This window comes from Pseudomonas syringae KCTC 12500 (assembly GCF_000507185.2).
Classification (GTDB): domain Bacteria; phylum Pseudomonadota; class Gammaproteobacteria; order Pseudomonadales; family Pseudomonadaceae; genus Aquipseudomonas; species Aquipseudomonas syringae.
The window spans coordinates 1,604,328-1,621,665 of sequence record NZ_AYTM02000002.1 but is presented as its reverse complement, the minus strand read 5'-3'; the positions used below and the strand labels follow the sequence as shown (position 1 = coordinate 1,621,665).

Below are 17,338 nucleotides of genomic sequence, written 5' to 3'. Positions count from 1 at the left end.
CCTTTTGGTTGTTGAATTCAGGCTGCTGCATTCAGCAGGCCCTGGCGCTCAATGAAGGCAATGATCTGTTCCAGACCCTGACCGGTTTTCTGATTGCTGAACACGAACGGCTTTTCGCCACGCATCCTGCGCGTGTCGCTGTCCATCATTTCCAGTGACGCGCCCACCAACGGGGCGAGGTCGATCTTGTTGATCACCAGCAGGTCGGACTTACAGATGCCCGGACCGCCCTTGCGCGGCAGTTTGTCGCCGGCCGACACGTCGATCACGTAGATGGTCAGGTCGGAAAGCTCCGGGCTGAAGGTCGCGGAAAGGTTATCGCCACCGGACTCGACGATGATCAGGTCCAGGCCTTCGAAGCGGCGATTGAGCTGGTCGACTGCTTCCAGGTTGATCGAAGCGTCCTCGCGAATGGCGGTGTGCGGGCAGCCGCCGGTTTCAACGCCGATGATGCGCTCAGGTGCCAGTGCCTCGTTACGCACCAGAAAGTCAGCGTCTTCTCGGGTATAGATATCGTTGGTCACCACGGCCAGGTTATAGCGGTCGCGCAGTGCCAGGCACAGCGCCAGGGTCAGCGCCGTCTTGCCGGATCCGACCGGGCCACCGATTCCGACGCGCAGAGGTTGGCTGTTCATTGAGTTCTCCATAAGGACTGATCAGGACCGGAATAACCGGCTGTATTGACGTTCGTGCGCCATGCTCGCCAGGGACAGACCGAAGGCTGCGCTACCGGCATGGCAGGGATCTTGTGCGCTGGCACTGACCTGCGCCTGCTGCAATAACGGCAACAGTTCGCTGGTCAGGCGCTGGGCGGCTTGCTGGCCCAGCGGCAGGGTTTTCATCAGCACGGCCAACTGGTTTTCAAGCCAGCTCCATAGCCAGGCGGCCAGCGCATCCTGCGGGCTGATCTGCCAGGCGCGTGCGGCCAGCGCCCAACCAAGGGCCAGGTGCGGCTCGGCAGTCTGCTGCAGAAAATGGCGCGCATCACGATCCAGTTCAGGCAGGCCATCGAGCAACTGCTTCAAGGAGTAACCCATCTGCCGGCTTTCCAGATGCAGCTCGCGAGTCTCGCGGCTGGCGCGATGCTGTTCGCTGACTTGCAGCAGCTGACCCCAGTCACCGGCTGCCGCTGCTTCGCAATGAGCCAGCAGCAGGGGCGCCTCGAAACGCGCGAGGTTGAGCAGCAGTTGATCGCCGATCCAGCGGCCCGCGGTCTGCGGGTCCACCACAATGGACTGCTCCACTGCCATTTCCAGCCCTTGCGAATAGCTGTAGCCACCGATAGGCAGCTGCGGGCTGGCCAAGCGCAACAGCGCCCAGGCGCTGTTCACTTGCGCACGCCAAACTGGTGCATGCGCGGCGGATAGTTGAAATCCTCCTCGCCTGCGCGCGAGTGATGATGCCCGCCGCCGTAGGCGCCATGTTCCGGCTGGAACGGCGCTTCGATGGTGTCGACAGTGGCGCCCAGCTGGTCGAGCATCGCCTTGAGCACGTAATCGTCGAGCAGGCGCAGCCAGCCATCGCCGACTTGCAGGGCCACGTGACGATTGCCAAGGTGATAGGCCGCGCGGGTCAGTTCAAAGGTGCTGCTGCACGTGACGTGCATGAGTTTTTCGGGACGCGCGCAGACACGCACCACGCGGCCATCCTGGGCTTGAAGAAACTCGCCATCGCGCAGCGGCGACTGGCCGCGTTGCAGAAACAGGCCGACGTCTTCGTTTTCCGCACTGAAGCAACGCAGTCGGCTTTTGCTGCGTGCCTCGAAATTCAAATGCAGTTCGGCGGCCCATTCGGCCTGAGGTTCGATTCGGTCGTGAATCACCAGCATCAGATAGCTTCCAGCCAATTGCGATGCTTCAAATCAGAGCAAGGGGCTTGCCAACAGTGCAGCTTACGGCGAAATGGCTGACAGAAGCGGGTGATGCGAGTATCGACACGCGCCGCATCGCTCTATTTAGGTGCGCAAGCGAGGTGGTGCCTTAATTTGGTGCGAGTCTTTTGGTTGATGGGAGCGTTAATAGTGAGACGTTTTTCTCGGGACGAAGCAGAGCGTTCCGACCGTCAATCGTGACTGCCCAGCCCCCGCCAATGCCGTGCGCCAATGAAGATGAAGCGCAGTTGCTGGGTGATCTTCGCCTGAGGTGTCAGGTGCGGGGCCAGTGAGGCAGGGGGCGGGTCGATCAGTTCCGGCAGCATCGCGAACACGCTTTTGACCACCAGGTCGGCGATGATCGACAGTGCATCGGCATTCAGGTGCTGCCATTTGGGCATCTTTGCCAGATCTGCGGTGAGGTCGGCGCTGATGCCTTCACGCAGCGCTCCGAGCGCCTGGCGCACCTTCAAGGAGCCGCCGTATTGTTCGCGCGCCAGAAACAGGAACTGCGAGCGGTTGGCTGCCACGCGTTCAAGGAATATCTTCACCGACGCACGAATCAGCCCGCCCATGGCGAATTCGTTGTGGCGCACCAGCCGGATGGTCTCGCGAAAGGTCTGGCCGACCTCGCTGACCAGCGCCAGCCCCAGCTGGTCCATGTCTTCAAAGTGCCGGTAGAACCCGGTCGGCACGATGCCTGCCGTGCGCGCCACTTCGCGCAGGCTCAGGCTGCCGAAGCCGCGCCCGCTCTCCATCAATTGATGGGCAGCATCGAGCAGGGCTCTTCGGGTCTGTTGTTTCTGTTCGGCGCGGGGCAGCATGGCTCAAACGATTCTTGGATTAGGCTGGGTTGCACTTTAGCAAATGCGCTTTACCTGCGTCGAAAGGGTTTTCAGTCAGGCTCCTTGACCAGTAATAGTGCATGAGTGCTGGCCTTCGATGCATTTTCGTATTCAAATCAAACCCTCGGCGCGTTTGTCAGTCGAACATTCATGTCGTATTCAGCGCGCCAGGGTCGGGGCGCTGTTTTCTGGAGAGTGACGCATGACGCGCAGCCGCAAGATTTTCGCCTGGACAGGTGCCACGTTGCTGGTGGTGCTGGCTATATTGGTCATTGTGATCGTCACTTTCGACTGGAATCGCATCAAACCCACCCTCAATGCAAAGGTCAGCGAAGCGCTGCATCGTCCGTTCGCCATCAATGGTGATCTGGATGTGCGCTGGACGCGTGAGCCCGAACTCGGTGGCTGGCGTGCCTGGGTGCCGTCGCCGCACTTTGTCGCCGATGACCTGAGCCTGGGTAACCCTGAATGGTCGAAGACCCCGCAGATGGTGACCCTCAAGCACGTCGAATTTCGTCTCTCGCTGCTGCCGCTGCTGGCGCAGCAAGTGGTTATCCCGCGTATCGATCTGACCGGCCCCGAGGCTAAACTCGAGCGTCTGGCCGATGGTCGCGCCAACTGGGTGTTCGATCTGCCCAAATCCGACCCGAATGCCGAGCCCTCCAAATGGGTGATGGACATCGGCGCGATCAAGTTCGACAAGGGACTGGTGAGCTTCAACGACCAGAAACTCAACGCCAATCTGGACGTGGTGATCGACCTGCTCGGCAAGCCGATCCCGTTCAGTGAAATCGTCGGCAGCAAGGAAGCGAAAAAGGCCCAGGACAAGGGTGCTGTACCGCAGGACTATGCGTTCGGACTGGCGGTCACCGGCCAGTATCACGGTCAGAAGCTGAGCGGCACCGGCAAGGTCGGCGGTCTGCTCGCGCTCAAGGATGCCAATCAACCGTTTCCGGTACAGGCTGACGTGAAGGTCGGTGATACCCATGCGCTGATCGCCGGGACCCTGACCGATCCACAGAACCTGGGCGCGCTGGATCTGCGCCTCAAGCTTTCCGGCGCGAGCCTGAGCAATCTTTACCCGCTGACCGGCGTGACCCTGCCGGATTCTCCGGCGTACTCCACTGATGGCCGCCTGATCGCCAAACTGCACGACCCGGCTGGCGCCAACTTCCGTTACGAAGGCTTCAACGGCAAGATCGGCAACAGCGATATCCACGGCGATCTGGGCTTCGTCGCCAGTCAGCCCCGGCCCAAGCTGAGCGGCGTGCTGGTCTCCAACCAATTGCTGTTCAGTGACCTCGCGCCGCTGATCGGTGCGGACTCCAATGCTGCGCAGAAAAAGCGCGGTGGCGAGAGCAAGCAGCCTTCGGGCAAGGTTCTGCCTGTCGAGGAGTTTCAGACTGATCGCTGGCGGGCGATGGACGCCGACGTGGAGTTCACCGGCAAGCGCATCGTGCAGAGCCCGGATCTGCCGTTCACTGACCTCTACACCCATCTGGTTCTCGACGATGGTCAGTTGAGCCTCGAGCCGCTGCGCTTTGGTGTGGCAGGCGGCAAGCTGGACGCGGACATTCGCCTGAACGGGCAAAACAAACCGATGCAGGGCAGGGCTAAATTGTCGGCGCGCAATTTCAAGCTCAAGCAGTTGTTCCCGACCTTCGAACCGATGAAAACCAGCTTCGGTGAGCTGAACGGCGACGCCGATATCAGTGGGCGCGGCAACTCGATTGCAGCCTTGCTGGGGTCTGCCAACGGCGAAATGAAGATGCTGGTGAACGACGGCGCGATCAGTCGTGGCCTGATGGAAATTGCCGGGCTCAACGTGGGCAACTACGTAGTCGGCAAGCTGTTCGGCGACAAGGACGTGAAGATCAATTGCGCGGCCTCGAACTTCGGTATCAAAGACGGGTTGGCGACCAGCCGGCTGTTTGTCTTCGATACCGAGAACGCCATCATTTACATCAATGGCACCGCGAACCTGAAGACCGAGCAACTGGACCTGCAGATCAACCCTGAGTCCAAAGGCTTCCGCGTGTTCTCGCTGCGCTCGCCGCTGTACGTCAACGGCCCGTTCGCCAAGCCCAACGCAGGCGTACAGTCCGGTCCGTTGTTGCTGCGTGGAGCCGGCATGGTCCTGCTCGGTGCAACCGTAGGTCCTGTTGCCGGTTTGCTCGCGCTGGTCGCCACTGGCGACAGCGAGCCGAATCAGTGTGGTCCGCTGCTGGAGCAGATGCGCACCGGCAAGGCGCCGAAGACGGTGAAGTAACGCTCCATCTCTCGTGCCCGCGCTGGAGCGTGCGCAACGATGTTCACGCATCTGGCTTGAGAAAATGCCGGCCACAAAAAAGCCAGGACACAGGTCCTGGCTTTTCATTTGCTGCTGCGGCTTACAGATCGTTAAGAATGTCTGCCATGTCATCGGCGTGCTCTTCTTCCTGAGCAAGGATTTCTTCGAAGATGCGGCGTGTAGTCGGGTCGCTGTCGCCGAGGTATTGAATGATCTCGCGATAGCTGTCGACGGCGATGCGCTCGGCAACCAGATCTTCGTAGACCATTTCTTTCAGTGTGTTGCCAGCCACGTACTGCGCGTGGGAGTTCTTCGACAGGGTGTCCGGGTTGAACTCCGGCTCGCCGCCCAGTTGCACGATACGCTCGGCCAGTTTGTCAGCGTGCTGCGCTTCCTGCTCTGCGTGTTCCAGAAACTCGGCTGCCGCGACGCTCGCTTTCAGGCCCGACGCCATGTAGTAGTGGCGCTTGTAGCGCAGCACACAGACCAGCTCGGTAGCCAGCGATTCATTGAGCAGGCGCAGGACCGTTTCGCGGTCAGCGCTGTAACCTTGAGTCACAGCACCATCCTCAACGTTCTGGCGTGCGCGCTGGCGCAGAGTATTTACATCGGAAAGCTGTGATTGCGGTGCAGAATTCATCATTTATCTCCAGGACTCATCAGGTTTTGCTGTCCCGCTCTGTGTATTGCCCGGCAGGATCAGCAAGGGTTGTGAGTGCTGGAGAAGGGAAAAAGTTTTATCGGATTTTCGTCGGTGCGCAAGGTTGTGACTGAATGTAAAAATATAAGAAACGAGTGCTGAGCCCCGCGGTCCCAACCTTGAGACCCAAATAAATCGTGGAGATACACAATGCTCAAGTTCCTGGGAAGCACCGTTGGCATCATCTTTCTGATCGGCCTGGTCGTGGTTATCGCCCTGTTCAAGCTGGTTTTCTAAAAAAGCATTCAACAAAAAGCCCGAGGCATACAGGCCTCGGGCTTTTTGTTTGTACCTGCGTTTTGATTACATCGCTTTTTCGTTCTTCTCGCGTTGTTCGCAAGTCATGAAACCTTTGTTGGTTACACGGCCGTCGCTGTTGAAGCTGACATGGTAAACCTGTTTGTGGCCGTCTTTGTTCATGACGTAGTTGTTGCAAGTGCCCGGGTTGACCCGGCGCTCGATGGTGCTCGACGGCTCACCGCCGATGGTCAGGACCTGCTGGCGCGTCATGCCGTTCTCGACCTGCTTGACCAGCGGCTCGTTGCGATAAGTGACGTAGTCCACCGGGTTCTGCACGGTTGTGTTGCTGCAGCCAGCCATCGTCGCCAATACAAAGGTCGCCGCGAAGAGTTTTTTGTACATCGTTATTGCTCCACATGTCAGAGCCGGTTTTGGCCCGGTACGCCTTGGAGCAGAGGAGAGGCCAAGAGTTCGAAAAAAAAGATGGCGATGAGGCAGTACCTTGCATCCACCCTGATGCCGGTGCTGCCCCCCCCGAACGGCATGACGATCGGGCATGAAAAGCGCTTTGAATATTCCTCGCACGTTCCCGAAAGGCCGAGGTCAATCTGATGGCATGGTTGAGCGTTTTGCTCAGCCTTGGGCTCGGTCATCGGTTGTCGGACCGTAGTTCGTTAATCAGCCGTTCCTCAGTGACGGCCAGGAAGATGCGATGAGCGATAAAGAGCTGTATGAGATCGAGTACACCCTGCTCGGCGAGCACCACGTAGACATTATCGAGAATCTGGACGTGCCCATCATCGAAGTCGTGCACGAACTGGCGCTCAAGCATCACGTAGAGCTGGACGAGCTGCCAATGGGTGAAGCCGGGCTGCCCCTTGCCGCCGGCATCACCGATGTGTCGATTCACAGCCTGGAGGGCAGCGAAGGCAGCGCGACTGTCTAATCCGCCTTTGACCGCAGCGGCGTTGTCCAGCGTTCCGCTAGGATGACGCCGCACAGGGTCAGCGCTCCGCCGAACAGGTGATAGAGCGCCAGTTTCTCGCCCAGTGTCGCCGCGGCAATCAAGGCCGTGGCGATGGGCATCAGGTTGAAGAACAGTGTTGTGCGGCTGGGGCCCAGGCGCATGATCGAGGTCATCCACAGCCACGGCGCGAGCATCGACGTTGGAATCGCGGCATACAGCACCATCGGGATGTTGCTCGCATTCAGGCCGGTTTTCGCCGACAGCATGAACGGCGGCAGTAAAACGATAATCGCCAGCAGGATCTGTACGTAAAGCAACTGCAGGGGCGGCAAACGCAACTGCCACTTCTTCAGCAGTGTGCTGTAGACCGCATACGACGCGGCGGCCACCAGCACCATCGCATCGCCCCGATTGACCCCCTGCTCGATCAGGCCGGCCGGATTGCCCGCCGAGACCACGACCACCACACCCGCGAATGACAGCGCCGCCCCCAGCAGCGCACCCGAGGTCAAGCGAGTGCCGAGGCAGGCTATCGACAGCCCCAGCGCCATCATCGGCACCATCGACTGAATGATCCCCATGTTGGTGGCCGTCGTCAGGCTGGCCGCGAAGTACGCCAGGCTCTGATACAGCGCTGTGCCAAGCACGGCCAGAATGAAGATCTTGCCCAGTACCGGTCTGATTGCCGCGCGGTTCGCCCACACCGGCCCGAGCATGAACGGCGTGAACAGCAAGCCGGCCAGCGCCCAGCGATAAAAGCCTATTTCAGCCGGAAAGATCACCCCGGCAGACGCCTTGGTGACGGCTGTGTTGATCGCCCAGATAAGGACGGTGATCAGCGGGAAAGCGTATTGCATAAGGGGATCATCGTTAAAGCGAGGCGTAATTATCCGCCTGTTTGTCGAGAATGCCAGCGGCGATATTCGGTGCCCCGTCACAGACTGCAGACGCTGACTACACTGAATCTCAGCCTGTGCCGCCCGGCGCAGTGGATCTGGAGAGTGGATCGATGAACAAGCTCGGTATTCCTGTGTTGCTCGTTGGCTTGATGTTGTCTGCCCAGGGTTTCGCTGCGACCGCGCAGCAGAACAAAATGACCACCTGCAATGCCGACGCCAGCACGAAGTCGCTCAAGGGCGATGAGCGCAAGGCGTTCATGAGCACTTGCCTGAAAGCGGCACCGCCGCCGGCGGCCACTCAGCAGGAGAAGATGAAAACCTGCAACGCGACCGCCAGCACTCAGGCGCTCAAGGGCGATGAGCGCAAGAGTTTCATGAGCGATTGTCTCAAGAAGAAATAATTTTTCAGTCGGCATCTTTACTGCGGGCAACAGGCGCGGGTGCAGTAAACACTGCACTTTCGCGCTGTTCTCGAGCCGATCATCGGGCAGATGATTGCGGCTTGTTTTTTACCGCTTTCGGATCACTGGTTATGGGCCAAGAAGGCTGGCAGACTGCCCACCTTCCTTGTGTTGCCCGTTGAGGGTCTATGCCAACGTTTTCTGCGCGTCAGGTGTTAATAGCCAGCTGGATTCTTGTATTTGGCGGTCTGTTATTGGTGTTGCCATTCAAGTTGTTGCCCAGCCTGCTGGCTGGACTGTTGGTGTTCGAGCTGGTCAACATGTTGACTCCCAAGTTGCAACGTCTGATCTCCGGCGAACGGGCCCGCTGGCTGGCTGTGGCGCTGCTGGGCACGCTGGTGGTCAGCCTGCTGACACTGATTTTTGCCGGTGCCATCAGTTTTGTGCTGCATGAAGCCGAAAATCCGGGTGCCTCGCTCGACAAGTTCATGACCCTGGTCGACCGCGCTCGTGGTCAGTTGCCTCCGTTCATCGATGCTTATCTGCCTGCCAGTGCAGCGGAGTTTCAGGTTTCGCTCGGGCAATGGCTGCAGAAGCACGTGGGCGAATTGCAGTTGATCGGCAAGGGGGCGGCGCACATGTTCGTCACCATGCTGATCGGCATGGTGCTGGGCGCGATCATTGCCTTGCAGCGTATCTCCGATGTGCATGCGCGCAAGCCGCTGGCGGCTGCTCTGTTCGATCGGCTGCACTTGGTCAGCCGGGCGTTTCGCAACATTGTTTTCGCCCAGATCAAGATTTCCCTGCTCAATACGGCGTTTACCTCGGTGTTCCTGGCCATCGTATTGCCGCTGTGCGGGATTCACCTGCCACTGACCAAGACCCTGATCATCATGACCTTCCTGCTCGGCCTGTTGCCGGTGGTGGGTAACCTGATGTCAAACACGCTGATCTTCATCGTTGGCATGTCCATCTCGATCTGGGTCGCGCTGGCGGCGCTGGGCTACCTGATCGTGATCCACAAGGTCGAGTACTTCCTCAATGCGCGCATCGTGGGCGGACAGATCAACGCCAAGTCGTGGGAGCTGCTGCTGGCGATGCTGCTGTTCGAAGCCGCATTCGGTCTGCCGGGCGTGGTCGCAGGGCCGATTTACTATGCCTACCTGAAGAGTGAGTTGCAGAAGGAAGGGTTGGTCTAGTGCGCTTGCGTAGATAGGCGTCCGAAAGAACGCCTATCGTGACAGTTCACCGCGTTGGCATGCAGCTCTGGACGCTCTGCGTCTGCGGTGCTGCAGAGCATCCACATGGCTCGAAACACTCCCGCCCGTGGGAGTGAGCTTGCTCACGAAGAGGCCCGTGCAGCCGCTGGAAGTCCATTGGTCAGGTAATCCGTCTTCGCGAGCAAGCTCGCTCCCACAAGATCAGCGATCTGTGACGCGGAGCATCACGAAGGGCATTCCCACAATAGGCGCATGACTAGCCGTAACGCTTCTTCGCTTCGATGGCCAGGCCGCTGCCGATGCTGCCGAAGATGTTGCCTTCGACGTGGCGCGCGTTGGGCAGCATGTTCGAGACGCTGTTGCGCAGGGCAGGGATACCGCTTGAACCGCCGGTGAAGAACACCGTGCTGACCTGTTCGACACTCACTCTCGCATCGTTCAGCAAGTTCGTCACGCTGTTGCGCACGCGCTCAAGCTGGGCGTCGATGGCGGCTTCGAACATCACCCGGCTCAGGTCCACGCTCAGGCCGGCTTCCACTCGATCCATGAGCAGGTGACGGCTGTCGGCGTGAGTCAGCTGGATCTTGGTTTCTTCCACTTCCATGGCCAGCCAGTGCCCGGCACGCTGTTCGATCAGTTTGAACAGGCGATCGATACCGCCAGTGTCTTCGATGTCGTAGCGCATGCTGCCCAGGGCCAGTTGCGATTTTTGCGAGTACACGGCGTTGATGGTGTGCCACGTCGCCAGGTTCATGTGGTGGCTGGTCGGCATGTACGCACCGCTTTTCATGCGGCTGCCATAACCGAACAGCGGCATCACGCCTTGCAGGCTCAACTGCTTGTCGAAGTCGGTCCCGCCGATGTGCACGCCACCGGTGGCGAGGATGTCCTGCTGGCGATCATCGTGCTGGCGTCGCTCGGGCGACAGACGCACCAGCGAAAAGTCCGAGGTACCGCCGCCGATGTCGACGATCAGCACCAGTTCTTCGTCCTGGATGGTGGACTCGTAATCGAACGCCGCAGCGATCGGTTCGAACTGGAACGACACGTCCTTGAAGCCGATCTTGCGTGCTACTTCAGCCAGCGTATCTTCGGCTTCCTGGTCGGCCTGGGCGTCGTCATCGACAAAATGCACTGGACGACCCAGCACGACTTGCTCGAATTCGCGTCCGGCCGTTTGCTCCGCGCGCTTTTTCAGCTCGCCGATAAACAGGGCCAGCAAATCCTTGAAGGGCATCGCCGTGCCCAGCACGCTGGTGTCATGTTTGATCAGCTTCGAGCCCAGTAGGCTCTTGAGCGAGCGCATCAGGCGGCCTTCGTAGCCTTCCAGATACTCGTGCAGCGCCAGGCGGCCATACACCGGGCGGCGCTCTTCCATATTGAAGAACACCACCGAAGGCAGGGTAATCTTGTCGTCCTCCAGCGCGATCAACGATTCCATGCCGGGTCGTTGCCAGCCGACAGTGGAGTTGGACGTGCCGAAATCGATGCCGCAGGCACGGGCCGGGGATTGGTCATTCATGTCTTTTACGTTCCAGTCAAAAAACGGCCGCGCAGTTTATGTCAGCGCGGGCAAATTGCGTAGCGCGACACGTCGCTTATATTTACCTGGCTGTATTTGCGGCCAAGCCTTGAACTGAAGCCTATTACCCCCAATCTTGAAGGGATTCCCGGTAGACGCTGTTGTCGGACATTAGGGTGTCGAGCTATCGACCCGCCGACAAAGGCAGCTGGTCTATCTGTATATTTTTCGACGTTAGGTAATCCAGATGCCTCGTGACAGAGGGAGCTGGGCGCGTGACGCCAGCGTATCTGGCTTTGCCGGATAATTCGGATGGGTGATCGTTACATGGATTTCAAAGACTACTACAAGATACTTGACGTGGAGCCGACTGCGGACGACAAGGCGATCAAGACCGCTTATCGCAAACTCGCGCGCAAGTATCACCCGGACGTCAGCAAGGAAGCAGGCGCCGAAGACAAGTTCAAGGAAGCCTCCGAAGCGTATGAGGTACTCAGCAGCCCTGAAAAGCGCGCCGAGTATGACGAGCTACGCAAATACGGTCGTCAGGGCCGTCCGTTCCAGACCCCGCCTGGCTGGCAAAGCCGCGCCGGCGCGGGGGCAGGCGGGTTCGAGGAAACGGCAGACTTTTCGGAGTTTTTCAGCTCCATTTTCGGTGGCCGGCCACAACAGGGCGGGCGTACCCGCAACCCTGGACGCACCGGGCAGGACGTGGAGATGGAACTGGCGGTGTTCCTCGAAGAGACACTTTCGGGGGAATCCAAGCAGGTCAGCTTCAAGGTGCCGCAGCACAGCCCCAACGGGCAGCGCATGAGCGATATCACTAAAACGCTGAATGTGAAGATTCCGGCAGGCGTAGTCGATGGCGAGCGTATTCGCCTGAAGGGGCAGGGCGCACCTGGCGTGGGCGGTGGTGCCCATGGCGACTTGTACCTGATCATTCGCCTGGCCCCGCATCCGCTGTTCGAGGTCGAGGGCCATGATCTGGTCATCACCGTGCCACTGGCCCCCTGGGAAGCCGTGCTGGGTACCAAGGTTGCCGTGCCAACGCTGACCAGCAGGATCAACCTGACCATCCGCCCGGACAGTCAGAACGGGCAGCGTCTGCGGATCAAGGGTAACGGCTTGATGAACAAGAGTGGCGAGCGCGGCGATCTTTACGCGCAGTTGAAAGTAGTCGTGCCCAAGCACACCGACGAGGCTACCCGGGCGCTCTGGCAGAAACTGGCAGACAGTTCGTCGTTCGATCCTCGCGCGCAGTGGAAGGGTTGAGCGGAGCGCTCTTGCGATTCTGTCTTTTCTGCCTGGGCTGATGCGGCACCCGCATCAGCAGGCAGTCAGCCTCGGTCAGTTTTTCGGCAGCACCACATTGAAGGTCGTGCCCTCGCCAATGGTCGAGGTCACAGTGATGCTGCCGCCGTGGGCGTTGACCACTTCCTTGACGATGAACAGGCCAAGACCCAGGCTGGTCGACGTGCCGCGTATTTCGCTGTTTTCCTCGGTGCTGCGCACCAGCGGATCGAAGATCGTCCCGATAGCGTCTTCGGCAATCGGTTTGCCTTCGTTGTGTACCACCAATATCACCGCTTTCTCGGCACCCGTGACAGTCACCGTTATCTCGTGACTGGCGGCACCATGCTGCAGGGCGTTGCCGATCAGGTTCTGTAACATCTGGCTGATCCGCCCGGCGTCCCAGTGGCCCTTGGTGTTGCCTTCGATGTTCAGCACCGGCACAGAGTCCGGTCGCCCGGCGCAGGCTTCCTCGATGGCCTCGCGGCAGGCGCTGGCCAGGTCCATGTATTTGCGCTCCACCGGCAGCCCGGCGCCCAGACGACTGCGCACGAACTCCAGCAGATCGCTGACCATCGAGCCCATGTGGCGGGTGCTGGTCTGGATACGTGAAACATAGGACTGGGTCTTTTCGTCCAGCGTTATTTTGCGGGCCAGCAACTCGGTGGACATGCTGACGGCTTGCAGTGGCGCGCGCAGATCGTGACCGAGAATGGCGAGAAAGATATCCCGTGAGCGCCCAACCCGCTCCGCATAGGCCGCGGTGGATTCGGCAAGCGCCTCGTCGATGGCTTCGTTGAAGCGAATCACGTCTTGAAAATCGGCCAGTTGCGGCGCTGCCAGGCTTTCTACCCAGAGGCGGATGACGCTGGCGCGCAGATGGCGAAACTCCGACGTCATCTGCACCAGATCAAAGCCGACCTCATGGCGCAACTCGCCATGGCTGCTGGCTGCTTCGTCCAGGCTTGGTGTCTTGTTCAGCTCTTCGCCTCTGGCCTTGGCAATCTCCTCGCTTTTGCTCTGCGCGGTCTTCATGTCCCGTGCTGCGGCGAGCAAAATCGAACTGGCATGATCCCGCAGCTCGGCCCTGGTCATCGTTTCTGCCGCCGGTTTCAGGGTTCTGGCGAAGTCTTCCCATTCATCGACGATGCGATCCACATGAATAACGATGAATTCGGAAAGGCGCATGGCCGGTTACCTTTGGAGGAGCGTGACGAAAGATGGCGCATATTATCGCCTTTACAGAGCACGACAAACAGAGTGTTTACTGTCATTTCTGTCAGTAGACGTGCTATTCGCTTCGTCCTATGTTTCCTCCGGGGATTATACGAACGGAGGGCCGGGACATGAGTGTCATTACGGTTACAGATGCAACCTTTCAACAGGAAGTTCTTGAAGCCAGCAAGACGAAGCCGGTCCTGGTCGAATTTTCTACCAGAGGTAAGGAAAGCAAACAAAAACTGCCTAATGCCAGTGCAAAAATGGACGCTGTCATAGACGAACTGGCCGTCGCGTACGCCGAGAAAATCAAGTTCGTCAGGGTCGAGATCGAGTTGGGTCCGGACTTGAAGGACACTCTGAATCCGGTGACGTCGAATACGTATGCCATCAACCACGGTCCGACGACCGTGCTGATCAAAATGGCCGAAATAGTTGGTGGTTATGACAAGCAGTACGTAGAGGACACGTTGAAAGCGTTTGCCGGCATTGTTGATGAGGGAGAAATTTCATGATCAATGCTGAATTATTAACGCTTGTCGAGGCGCGTATCACGCTGGCGGAGCAGGTACCGGCCGGCGCCAACGGTAAAACCAGTAACCGATACGATATGGCGAAAGGGAAACTCAGTGTTTTTCGCGTGCTGAGGCGTACCTTGCAAGGCAAGGCTACCGCAGAGGACCTGGGGACGCTGGACGCCATCAATGATACGTTGCAGGCATTGAAGATACTGGAGTCGGACGAGACATTTCTGAATCGCAAGGAAAAAACAGTTAAAGCAATAACCGTCTCGGATGACGATGATTTCAATAGCGAGTTCTCTAAAGCCAACCCTCTGGTGTTGGTCGAATTCAGCCGACCCGGGGTCAATGAGTATAACGAACCTGACCACAGCACACGGACTGGGGCGACTCTCGACGAGCTTGCGCCCGAGTTCAAAGGCACGGTCGTGATGCTTCGGGTGCCGATGGACAGCTGTGCAGCGACAGTTCAACAGTACAATGTGACCGTCGCGCCGACTGTTATCTTTTTCAAGAACGGTGTAAAGCTTAAGGAAACCGCTGATTTTCATCTGAAGTCCTGGTACAGGACCGAAATCAAAAAGCTGGACCCCAAACAGTCAGTCTGAGCTGAAACATCCCAGGGCCTTCGCACACCGAAGGCCCTTTTTTGGGTTCAAAACAGAAAGTACCGCTGCGCCATCGGTAGCACATCCGCAGGCTCGCACCACAGCAACACCCCGTCGGCCTTGACCTGATAGGTCTGCGGGTCGACTTCGATGTCCGGCAGGTAACCGTTGTGGATCAGGTCTTTCTTCTGCACGGTACGGCAGCCTTTGACGACACCGATCTGCTTCTTCAGGCCCAGTGACTCCGGTACACCGGCGTCGAACGCTGCCTGGCTGATGAACGTCATGCTGGTGGCGTGCAATGAGCTGCCGTAGCTGGCGAACATCGGGCGGTAATGAACCGGTTGCGGGGTCGGGATCGAAGCGTTGGCGTCGCCCATCAAGCTGGCGGCGATGGCGCCACCCTTGAGGATCAGGGTCGGTTTGACGCCGAAGAACGCCGGGCGCCAGAGCACCAGGTCCGCCCATTTGCCGACTTCAATGGAGCCCACTTCATGGCTGATGCCGTGGGTGATCGCCGGGTTTATGGTGTATTTGGCGATGTAGCGCTTGGCGCGGAAGTTGTCGTTGCCTGGGCCATCCTGCGGCAGTGGACCACGCTGTTTCTTCATCTTGTCGGCGGTTTGCCAGGTGCGCATGATCACTTCACCGACCCGGCCCATGGCCTGGCTGTCGGAGCTGAGCATGGAAAACGCGCCCAGGTCGTGGAGGATGTCCTCGGCGGCAATGGTCTCGCGGCGAATGCGGCTTTCCGCGAAGGCCACATCTTCGGCGATGCTCGGGTCCAGGTGGTGGCAGACCATTAGCATGTCCAGGTGCTCGTCGATGGTGTTGCGGGTGAACGGCCTGGTCGGGTTGGTCGAGCTCGGCAGCACGTTGGGTGAGCCGCAGGCCTTGATGATGTCCGGCGCGTGACCGCCACCGGCACCTTCGGTGTGATAAGTGTGAATCGTGCGGTTCTTGAACGCGGCCAGGGTGGTCTCGACAAAACCCGACTCGTTGAGGGTATCGGTGTGGATCGCCACCTGCACGTCGTATTCGTCGGCCACGCTCAGGCAGTTGTCGATGGCCGCAGGCGTGGTGCCCCAGTCCTCGTGCAACTTCAGACCGATGGCGCCTGCCTTGACCTGTTCGATCAGCGGGCCGGGCAGGCTGACGTTGCCCTTGCCGGTGAAACCGATGTTCATCGGGAACGAGTCCGAGGCCTGGAGCATGCGCGCCATGTGCCACGGGCCGGGTGTGACAGTGGTGGCGTTGGTGCCCGTGGCCGGGCCGGTGCCGCCGCCGATCATGGTCGTCACGCCGCTCATCAGGGCCTCTTCGATCTGCTGCGGGCAGATGAAGTGGATGTGCGTGTCGACGCCGCCAGCGGTGAGGATCATGCCTTCGCCGGCAATGACCTCGGTGGCTGCGCCGACTGCAATGGTCACGTCCGGCTGAATGTCCGGGTTGCCCGCCTTGCCAATGGCCGCGATACGCCCGTTCTTGATGCCGACGTCTGCCTTGACGATGCCCCAGTGATCGATGATCAAGGCATTGGTGATCAGCGTGTCGACTACGTCAGCGGCCAGCAACTGGCCCTGGCCCATGCCGTCACGAATGACCTTGCCACCGCCGAACTTCACTTCTTCACCGTAGGTGGTGAAGTCCTTCTCGACCTCGATCCACAGCTCGGTATCGGCCAGGCGAACCTTGTCGCCGACGGTGGGGCCGAACATGTCTGCGTAGGCTTGTCGGCTTATCTTCATCTATCGTACCTCGGATTCAGAGCGGCAAGTTGCAGGCCGCAAACTGTAATGTGTTCAAAGCGACAAGCTGAAAGCTGCAAGCCGCAAGTCTTTAGTCGTCATATGCTTTTCTCTTGAAGCTTGAAGCTTGAAGCTTGAAGCTTGAAGCTTGAAGCTAAAGCTCCCCCATCACCCGACCGGCAAACCCGTAAACCTTGCGCAAACCGGCCAGGTCCACCAGCTCGACTTCGCGGGACTGGCCCGGTTCGAAGCGCACGGCGGTGCCGGCCGGAATGTTCAGGCGCATGCCCCGACTGGCGACGCGGTCGAAGGTCAGTGCGTCGTTGGTTTCGAAAAAGTGGAAATGCGAGCCCACCTGAATCGGCCGGTCGCCGCTGTTGGCGACAGTCAGGCTGAGGGTGCGGCGTCCGGCGTTGAGTTCGATGTCGCCGGGCTGGATCTGGTATTGACCAGGGATCATGTCGGTTGCCCCAAGGTTTTGAAATAAATGGCGGTCGGCCGATAGCGACCGTCCGGTGTCGCGCAATAATCCGGCAGTTCACCGACACGGTGGTAGGCCAGTGAGCGATAGAACGCTTCAGCCGTCGAGCCTGCTTCGGTGTCCAGGTGCAGCAGTCCACGCTTGTGTTTCACGGCCGCCTGCTCAACGGCCTCCATCAACTGCCTGCCCAGGCCACGCCCGCGAGCCGCAGGCAGCACCATGAGCTTCTGTACTTCGGCGCGGTTCAGGCCATTGGGCTTCTGACACAGCGACAGTTGCGCACTGGCCAGGACGTTTTCGTTCTCGACCACCACCCATAGCAGCAGAGTGCCAGCGGCGACGTCGACTCTGAGCCCGTCGCACCAGCCGTAGGCCTGCGCCATGTCGAGGTCGGCCATGAAACCGACCGACGCGCCATCATGAACCGTATCGAACAACAGTTGCGCCAGACCCTGGCGGTAATGCGCGAAGCTTTCGGCGGTGACGCGGCGCAGCTGTGCTGGGTTCATGGCGTGCTC

At 59.3% G+C, this 17,338-nt stretch carries 20 protein-coding genes; 8 read left to right on the top strand and 12 right to left on the bottom strand.

Features of this window, described 5'->3' with window-relative positions; genetic code table 11:
* Positions 1 to 17 precede the first annotated feature (17 nt).
* From ureG to V476_RS07485, 4 genes are all read right to left on the bottom strand, one after another.
* On the bottom strand, positions 18 to 635 hold the full coding sequence (gene ureG, locus V476_RS07500) for an urease accessory protein UreG (protein WP_003347890.1): 618 nt from the start codon (positions 633 to 635) through the stop codon (positions 18 to 20).
* A 21-nt stretch (positions 636 to 656) separates the two neighbouring features.
* A complete protein-coding gene (locus V476_RS07495) occupies positions 657 to 1,331 on the bottom strand; it encodes an urease accessory protein UreF (RefSeq protein ID WP_004412064.1) in 675 nt (224 codons plus the stop codon).
* Entirely contained in the window at positions 1,328 to 1,828 is a 501-nt protein-coding gene (gene ureE, locus V476_RS07490; protein WP_003317039.1) for an urease accessory protein UreE, read from the bottom strand. The genes V476_RS07495 and ureE overlap by 4 nt, the downstream gene beginning before the upstream one ends.
* Positions 1,829 to 2,061: 233 nt before the next feature.
* The gene (locus V476_RS07485) at positions 2,062 to 2,694 is read right to left on the bottom strand and encodes a TetR family transcriptional regulator (RefSeq protein WP_002555418.1); all 633 of its coding nucleotides are present in this window, start codon (positions 2,692 to 2,694) and stop codon (positions 2,062 to 2,064) included.
* Between the two features lie 223 nt (positions 2,695 to 2,917).
* On the opposite strand from V476_RS07485, the gene V476_RS07480 reads away from it, so the two are divergent.
* Positions 2,918 to 4,984, top strand: a complete 2,067-nt coding sequence (locus V476_RS07480; RefSeq protein ID WP_024648031.1) for an AsmA family protein — start codon at positions 2,918 to 2,920, stop codon at positions 4,982 to 4,984.
* A 121-nt stretch (positions 4,985 to 5,105) separates the two neighbouring features.
* On the opposite strand, the gene V476_RS07475 is transcribed toward V476_RS07480, so the two are convergent.
* On the bottom strand, positions 5,106 to 5,645 hold the full coding sequence (locus V476_RS07475) for a ferritin-like domain-containing protein (protein ID WP_003317037.1): 540 nt from the start codon (positions 5,643 to 5,645) through the stop codon (positions 5,106 to 5,108).
* 210 nt (positions 5,646 to 5,855) lie between these two features.
* Here V476_RS07475 and V476_RS29545 point away from each other — a divergent pair, with 210 nt between their 5' ends.
* Positions 5,856 to 5,942, top strand: coding sequence for a small membrane protein YohP (locus tag V476_RS29545; RefSeq protein WP_441344152.1), 87 nt, complete (start codon positions 5,856 to 5,858; stop codon positions 5,940 to 5,942).
* Positions 5,943 to 6,008: 66 nt separating this feature from the next.
* Here V476_RS29545 and osmE read toward each other — a convergent pair whose 3' ends face one another.
* The gene (gene osmE, locus V476_RS07470; RefSeq protein ID WP_003317036.1) at positions 6,009 to 6,347 is read right to left on the bottom strand and encodes an osmotically-inducible lipoprotein OsmE; all 339 of its coding nucleotides are present in this window, start codon (positions 6,345 to 6,347) and stop codon (positions 6,009 to 6,011) included.
* Between the two features lie 310 nt (positions 6,348 to 6,657).
* On the opposite strand from osmE, the gene V476_RS07460 reads away from it, so the two are divergent.
* Positions 6,658 to 6,891: a hypothetical protein gene (locus V476_RS07460; protein WP_003317034.1), complete on the top strand. Its 234-nt coding sequence runs from the start codon at positions 6,658 to 6,660 to the stop codon at positions 6,889 to 6,891.
* Here the strand turns inward: V476_RS07460 and V476_RS07455 are convergent.
* Positions 6,888 to 7,769, bottom strand: coding sequence for a DMT family transporter (locus tag V476_RS07455; RefSeq protein ID WP_003391860.1), 882 nt, complete (start codon positions 7,767 to 7,769; stop codon positions 6,888 to 6,890). The two genes, V476_RS07460 and V476_RS07455, sit on opposite strands and share 4 nt — an antisense overlap.
* A gap of 152 nt (positions 7,770 to 7,921) precedes the next feature.
* Here V476_RS07455 and V476_RS07450 point away from each other — a divergent pair, with 152 nt between their 5' ends.
* Positions 7,922 to 8,212: a PsiF family protein gene (locus V476_RS07450; RefSeq protein ID WP_024960724.1), complete on the top strand. Its 291-nt coding sequence runs from the start codon at positions 7,922 to 7,924 to the stop codon at positions 8,210 to 8,212.
* Positions 8,213 to 8,400: 188 nt separating this feature from the next.
* The gene (locus V476_RS07445) at positions 8,401 to 9,411 is read left to right on the top strand and encodes an AI-2E family transporter (RefSeq protein WP_003347907.1); all 1,011 of its coding nucleotides are present in this window, start codon (positions 8,401 to 8,403) and stop codon (positions 9,409 to 9,411) included.
* A 277-nt stretch (positions 9,412 to 9,688) separates the two neighbouring features.
* Here V476_RS07445 and V476_RS07440 read toward each other — a convergent pair whose 3' ends face one another.
* Complete coding sequence (locus tag V476_RS07440) at positions 9,689 to 10,954, bottom strand: Hsp70 family protein (protein WP_003421150.1); 1,266 nt, start codon at positions 10,952 to 10,954, stop codon at positions 9,689 to 9,691.
* Positions 10,955 to 11,281: 327 nt separating this feature from the next.
* On the opposite strand from V476_RS07440, the gene cbpA reads away from it, so the two are divergent.
* On the top strand, positions 11,282 to 12,226 hold the full coding sequence (gene cbpA / locus V476_RS07435; protein ID WP_024960723.1) for a curved DNA-binding protein: 945 nt from the start codon (positions 11,282 to 11,284) through the stop codon (positions 12,224 to 12,226).
* Between the two features lie 75 nt (positions 12,227 to 12,301).
* Here cbpA and V476_RS07430 read toward each other — a convergent pair whose 3' ends face one another.
* Positions 12,302 to 13,432, bottom strand: coding sequence for a sensor histidine kinase (locus tag V476_RS07430; RefSeq protein ID WP_024692075.1), 1,131 nt, complete (start codon positions 13,430 to 13,432; stop codon positions 12,302 to 12,304).
* Between the two features lie 158 nt (positions 13,433 to 13,590).
* On the opposite strand from V476_RS07430, the gene V476_RS07425 reads away from it, so the two are divergent.
* Positions 13,591 to 13,977, top strand: coding sequence for a thioredoxin family protein (locus tag V476_RS07425; RefSeq protein ID WP_024960722.1), 387 nt, complete (start codon positions 13,591 to 13,593; stop codon positions 13,975 to 13,977).
* Entirely contained in the window at positions 13,974 to 14,591 is a 618-nt protein-coding gene (locus V476_RS28575; RefSeq protein ID WP_027902950.1) for a thioredoxin family protein, read from the top strand. The genes V476_RS07425 and V476_RS28575 overlap by 4 nt, the downstream gene beginning before the upstream one ends.
* A gap of 47 nt (positions 14,592 to 14,638) precedes the next feature.
* On the opposite strand, the gene ureC is transcribed toward V476_RS28575, so the two are convergent.
* The 3 genes from ureC to V476_RS07405 form a co-directional block, all read right to left on the bottom strand.
* A complete protein-coding gene (gene ureC / locus V476_RS07415) occupies positions 14,639 to 16,339 on the bottom strand; it encodes an urease subunit alpha (protein ID WP_024960721.1) in 1,701 nt (566 codons plus the stop codon).
* Between the two features lie 154 nt (positions 16,340 to 16,493).
* Positions 16,494 to 16,799: an urease subunit beta gene (locus V476_RS07410; protein ID WP_024960720.1), complete on the bottom strand. Its 306-nt coding sequence runs from the start codon at positions 16,797 to 16,799 to the stop codon at positions 16,494 to 16,496.
* A complete protein-coding gene (locus tag V476_RS07405; RefSeq protein WP_003347923.1) occupies positions 16,796 to 17,329 on the bottom strand; it encodes a GNAT family N-acetyltransferase in 534 nt (177 codons plus the stop codon). The genes V476_RS07410 and V476_RS07405 overlap by 4 nt, the downstream gene beginning before the upstream one ends.
* Positions 17,330 to 17,338: the final 9 nt, after the last annotated feature.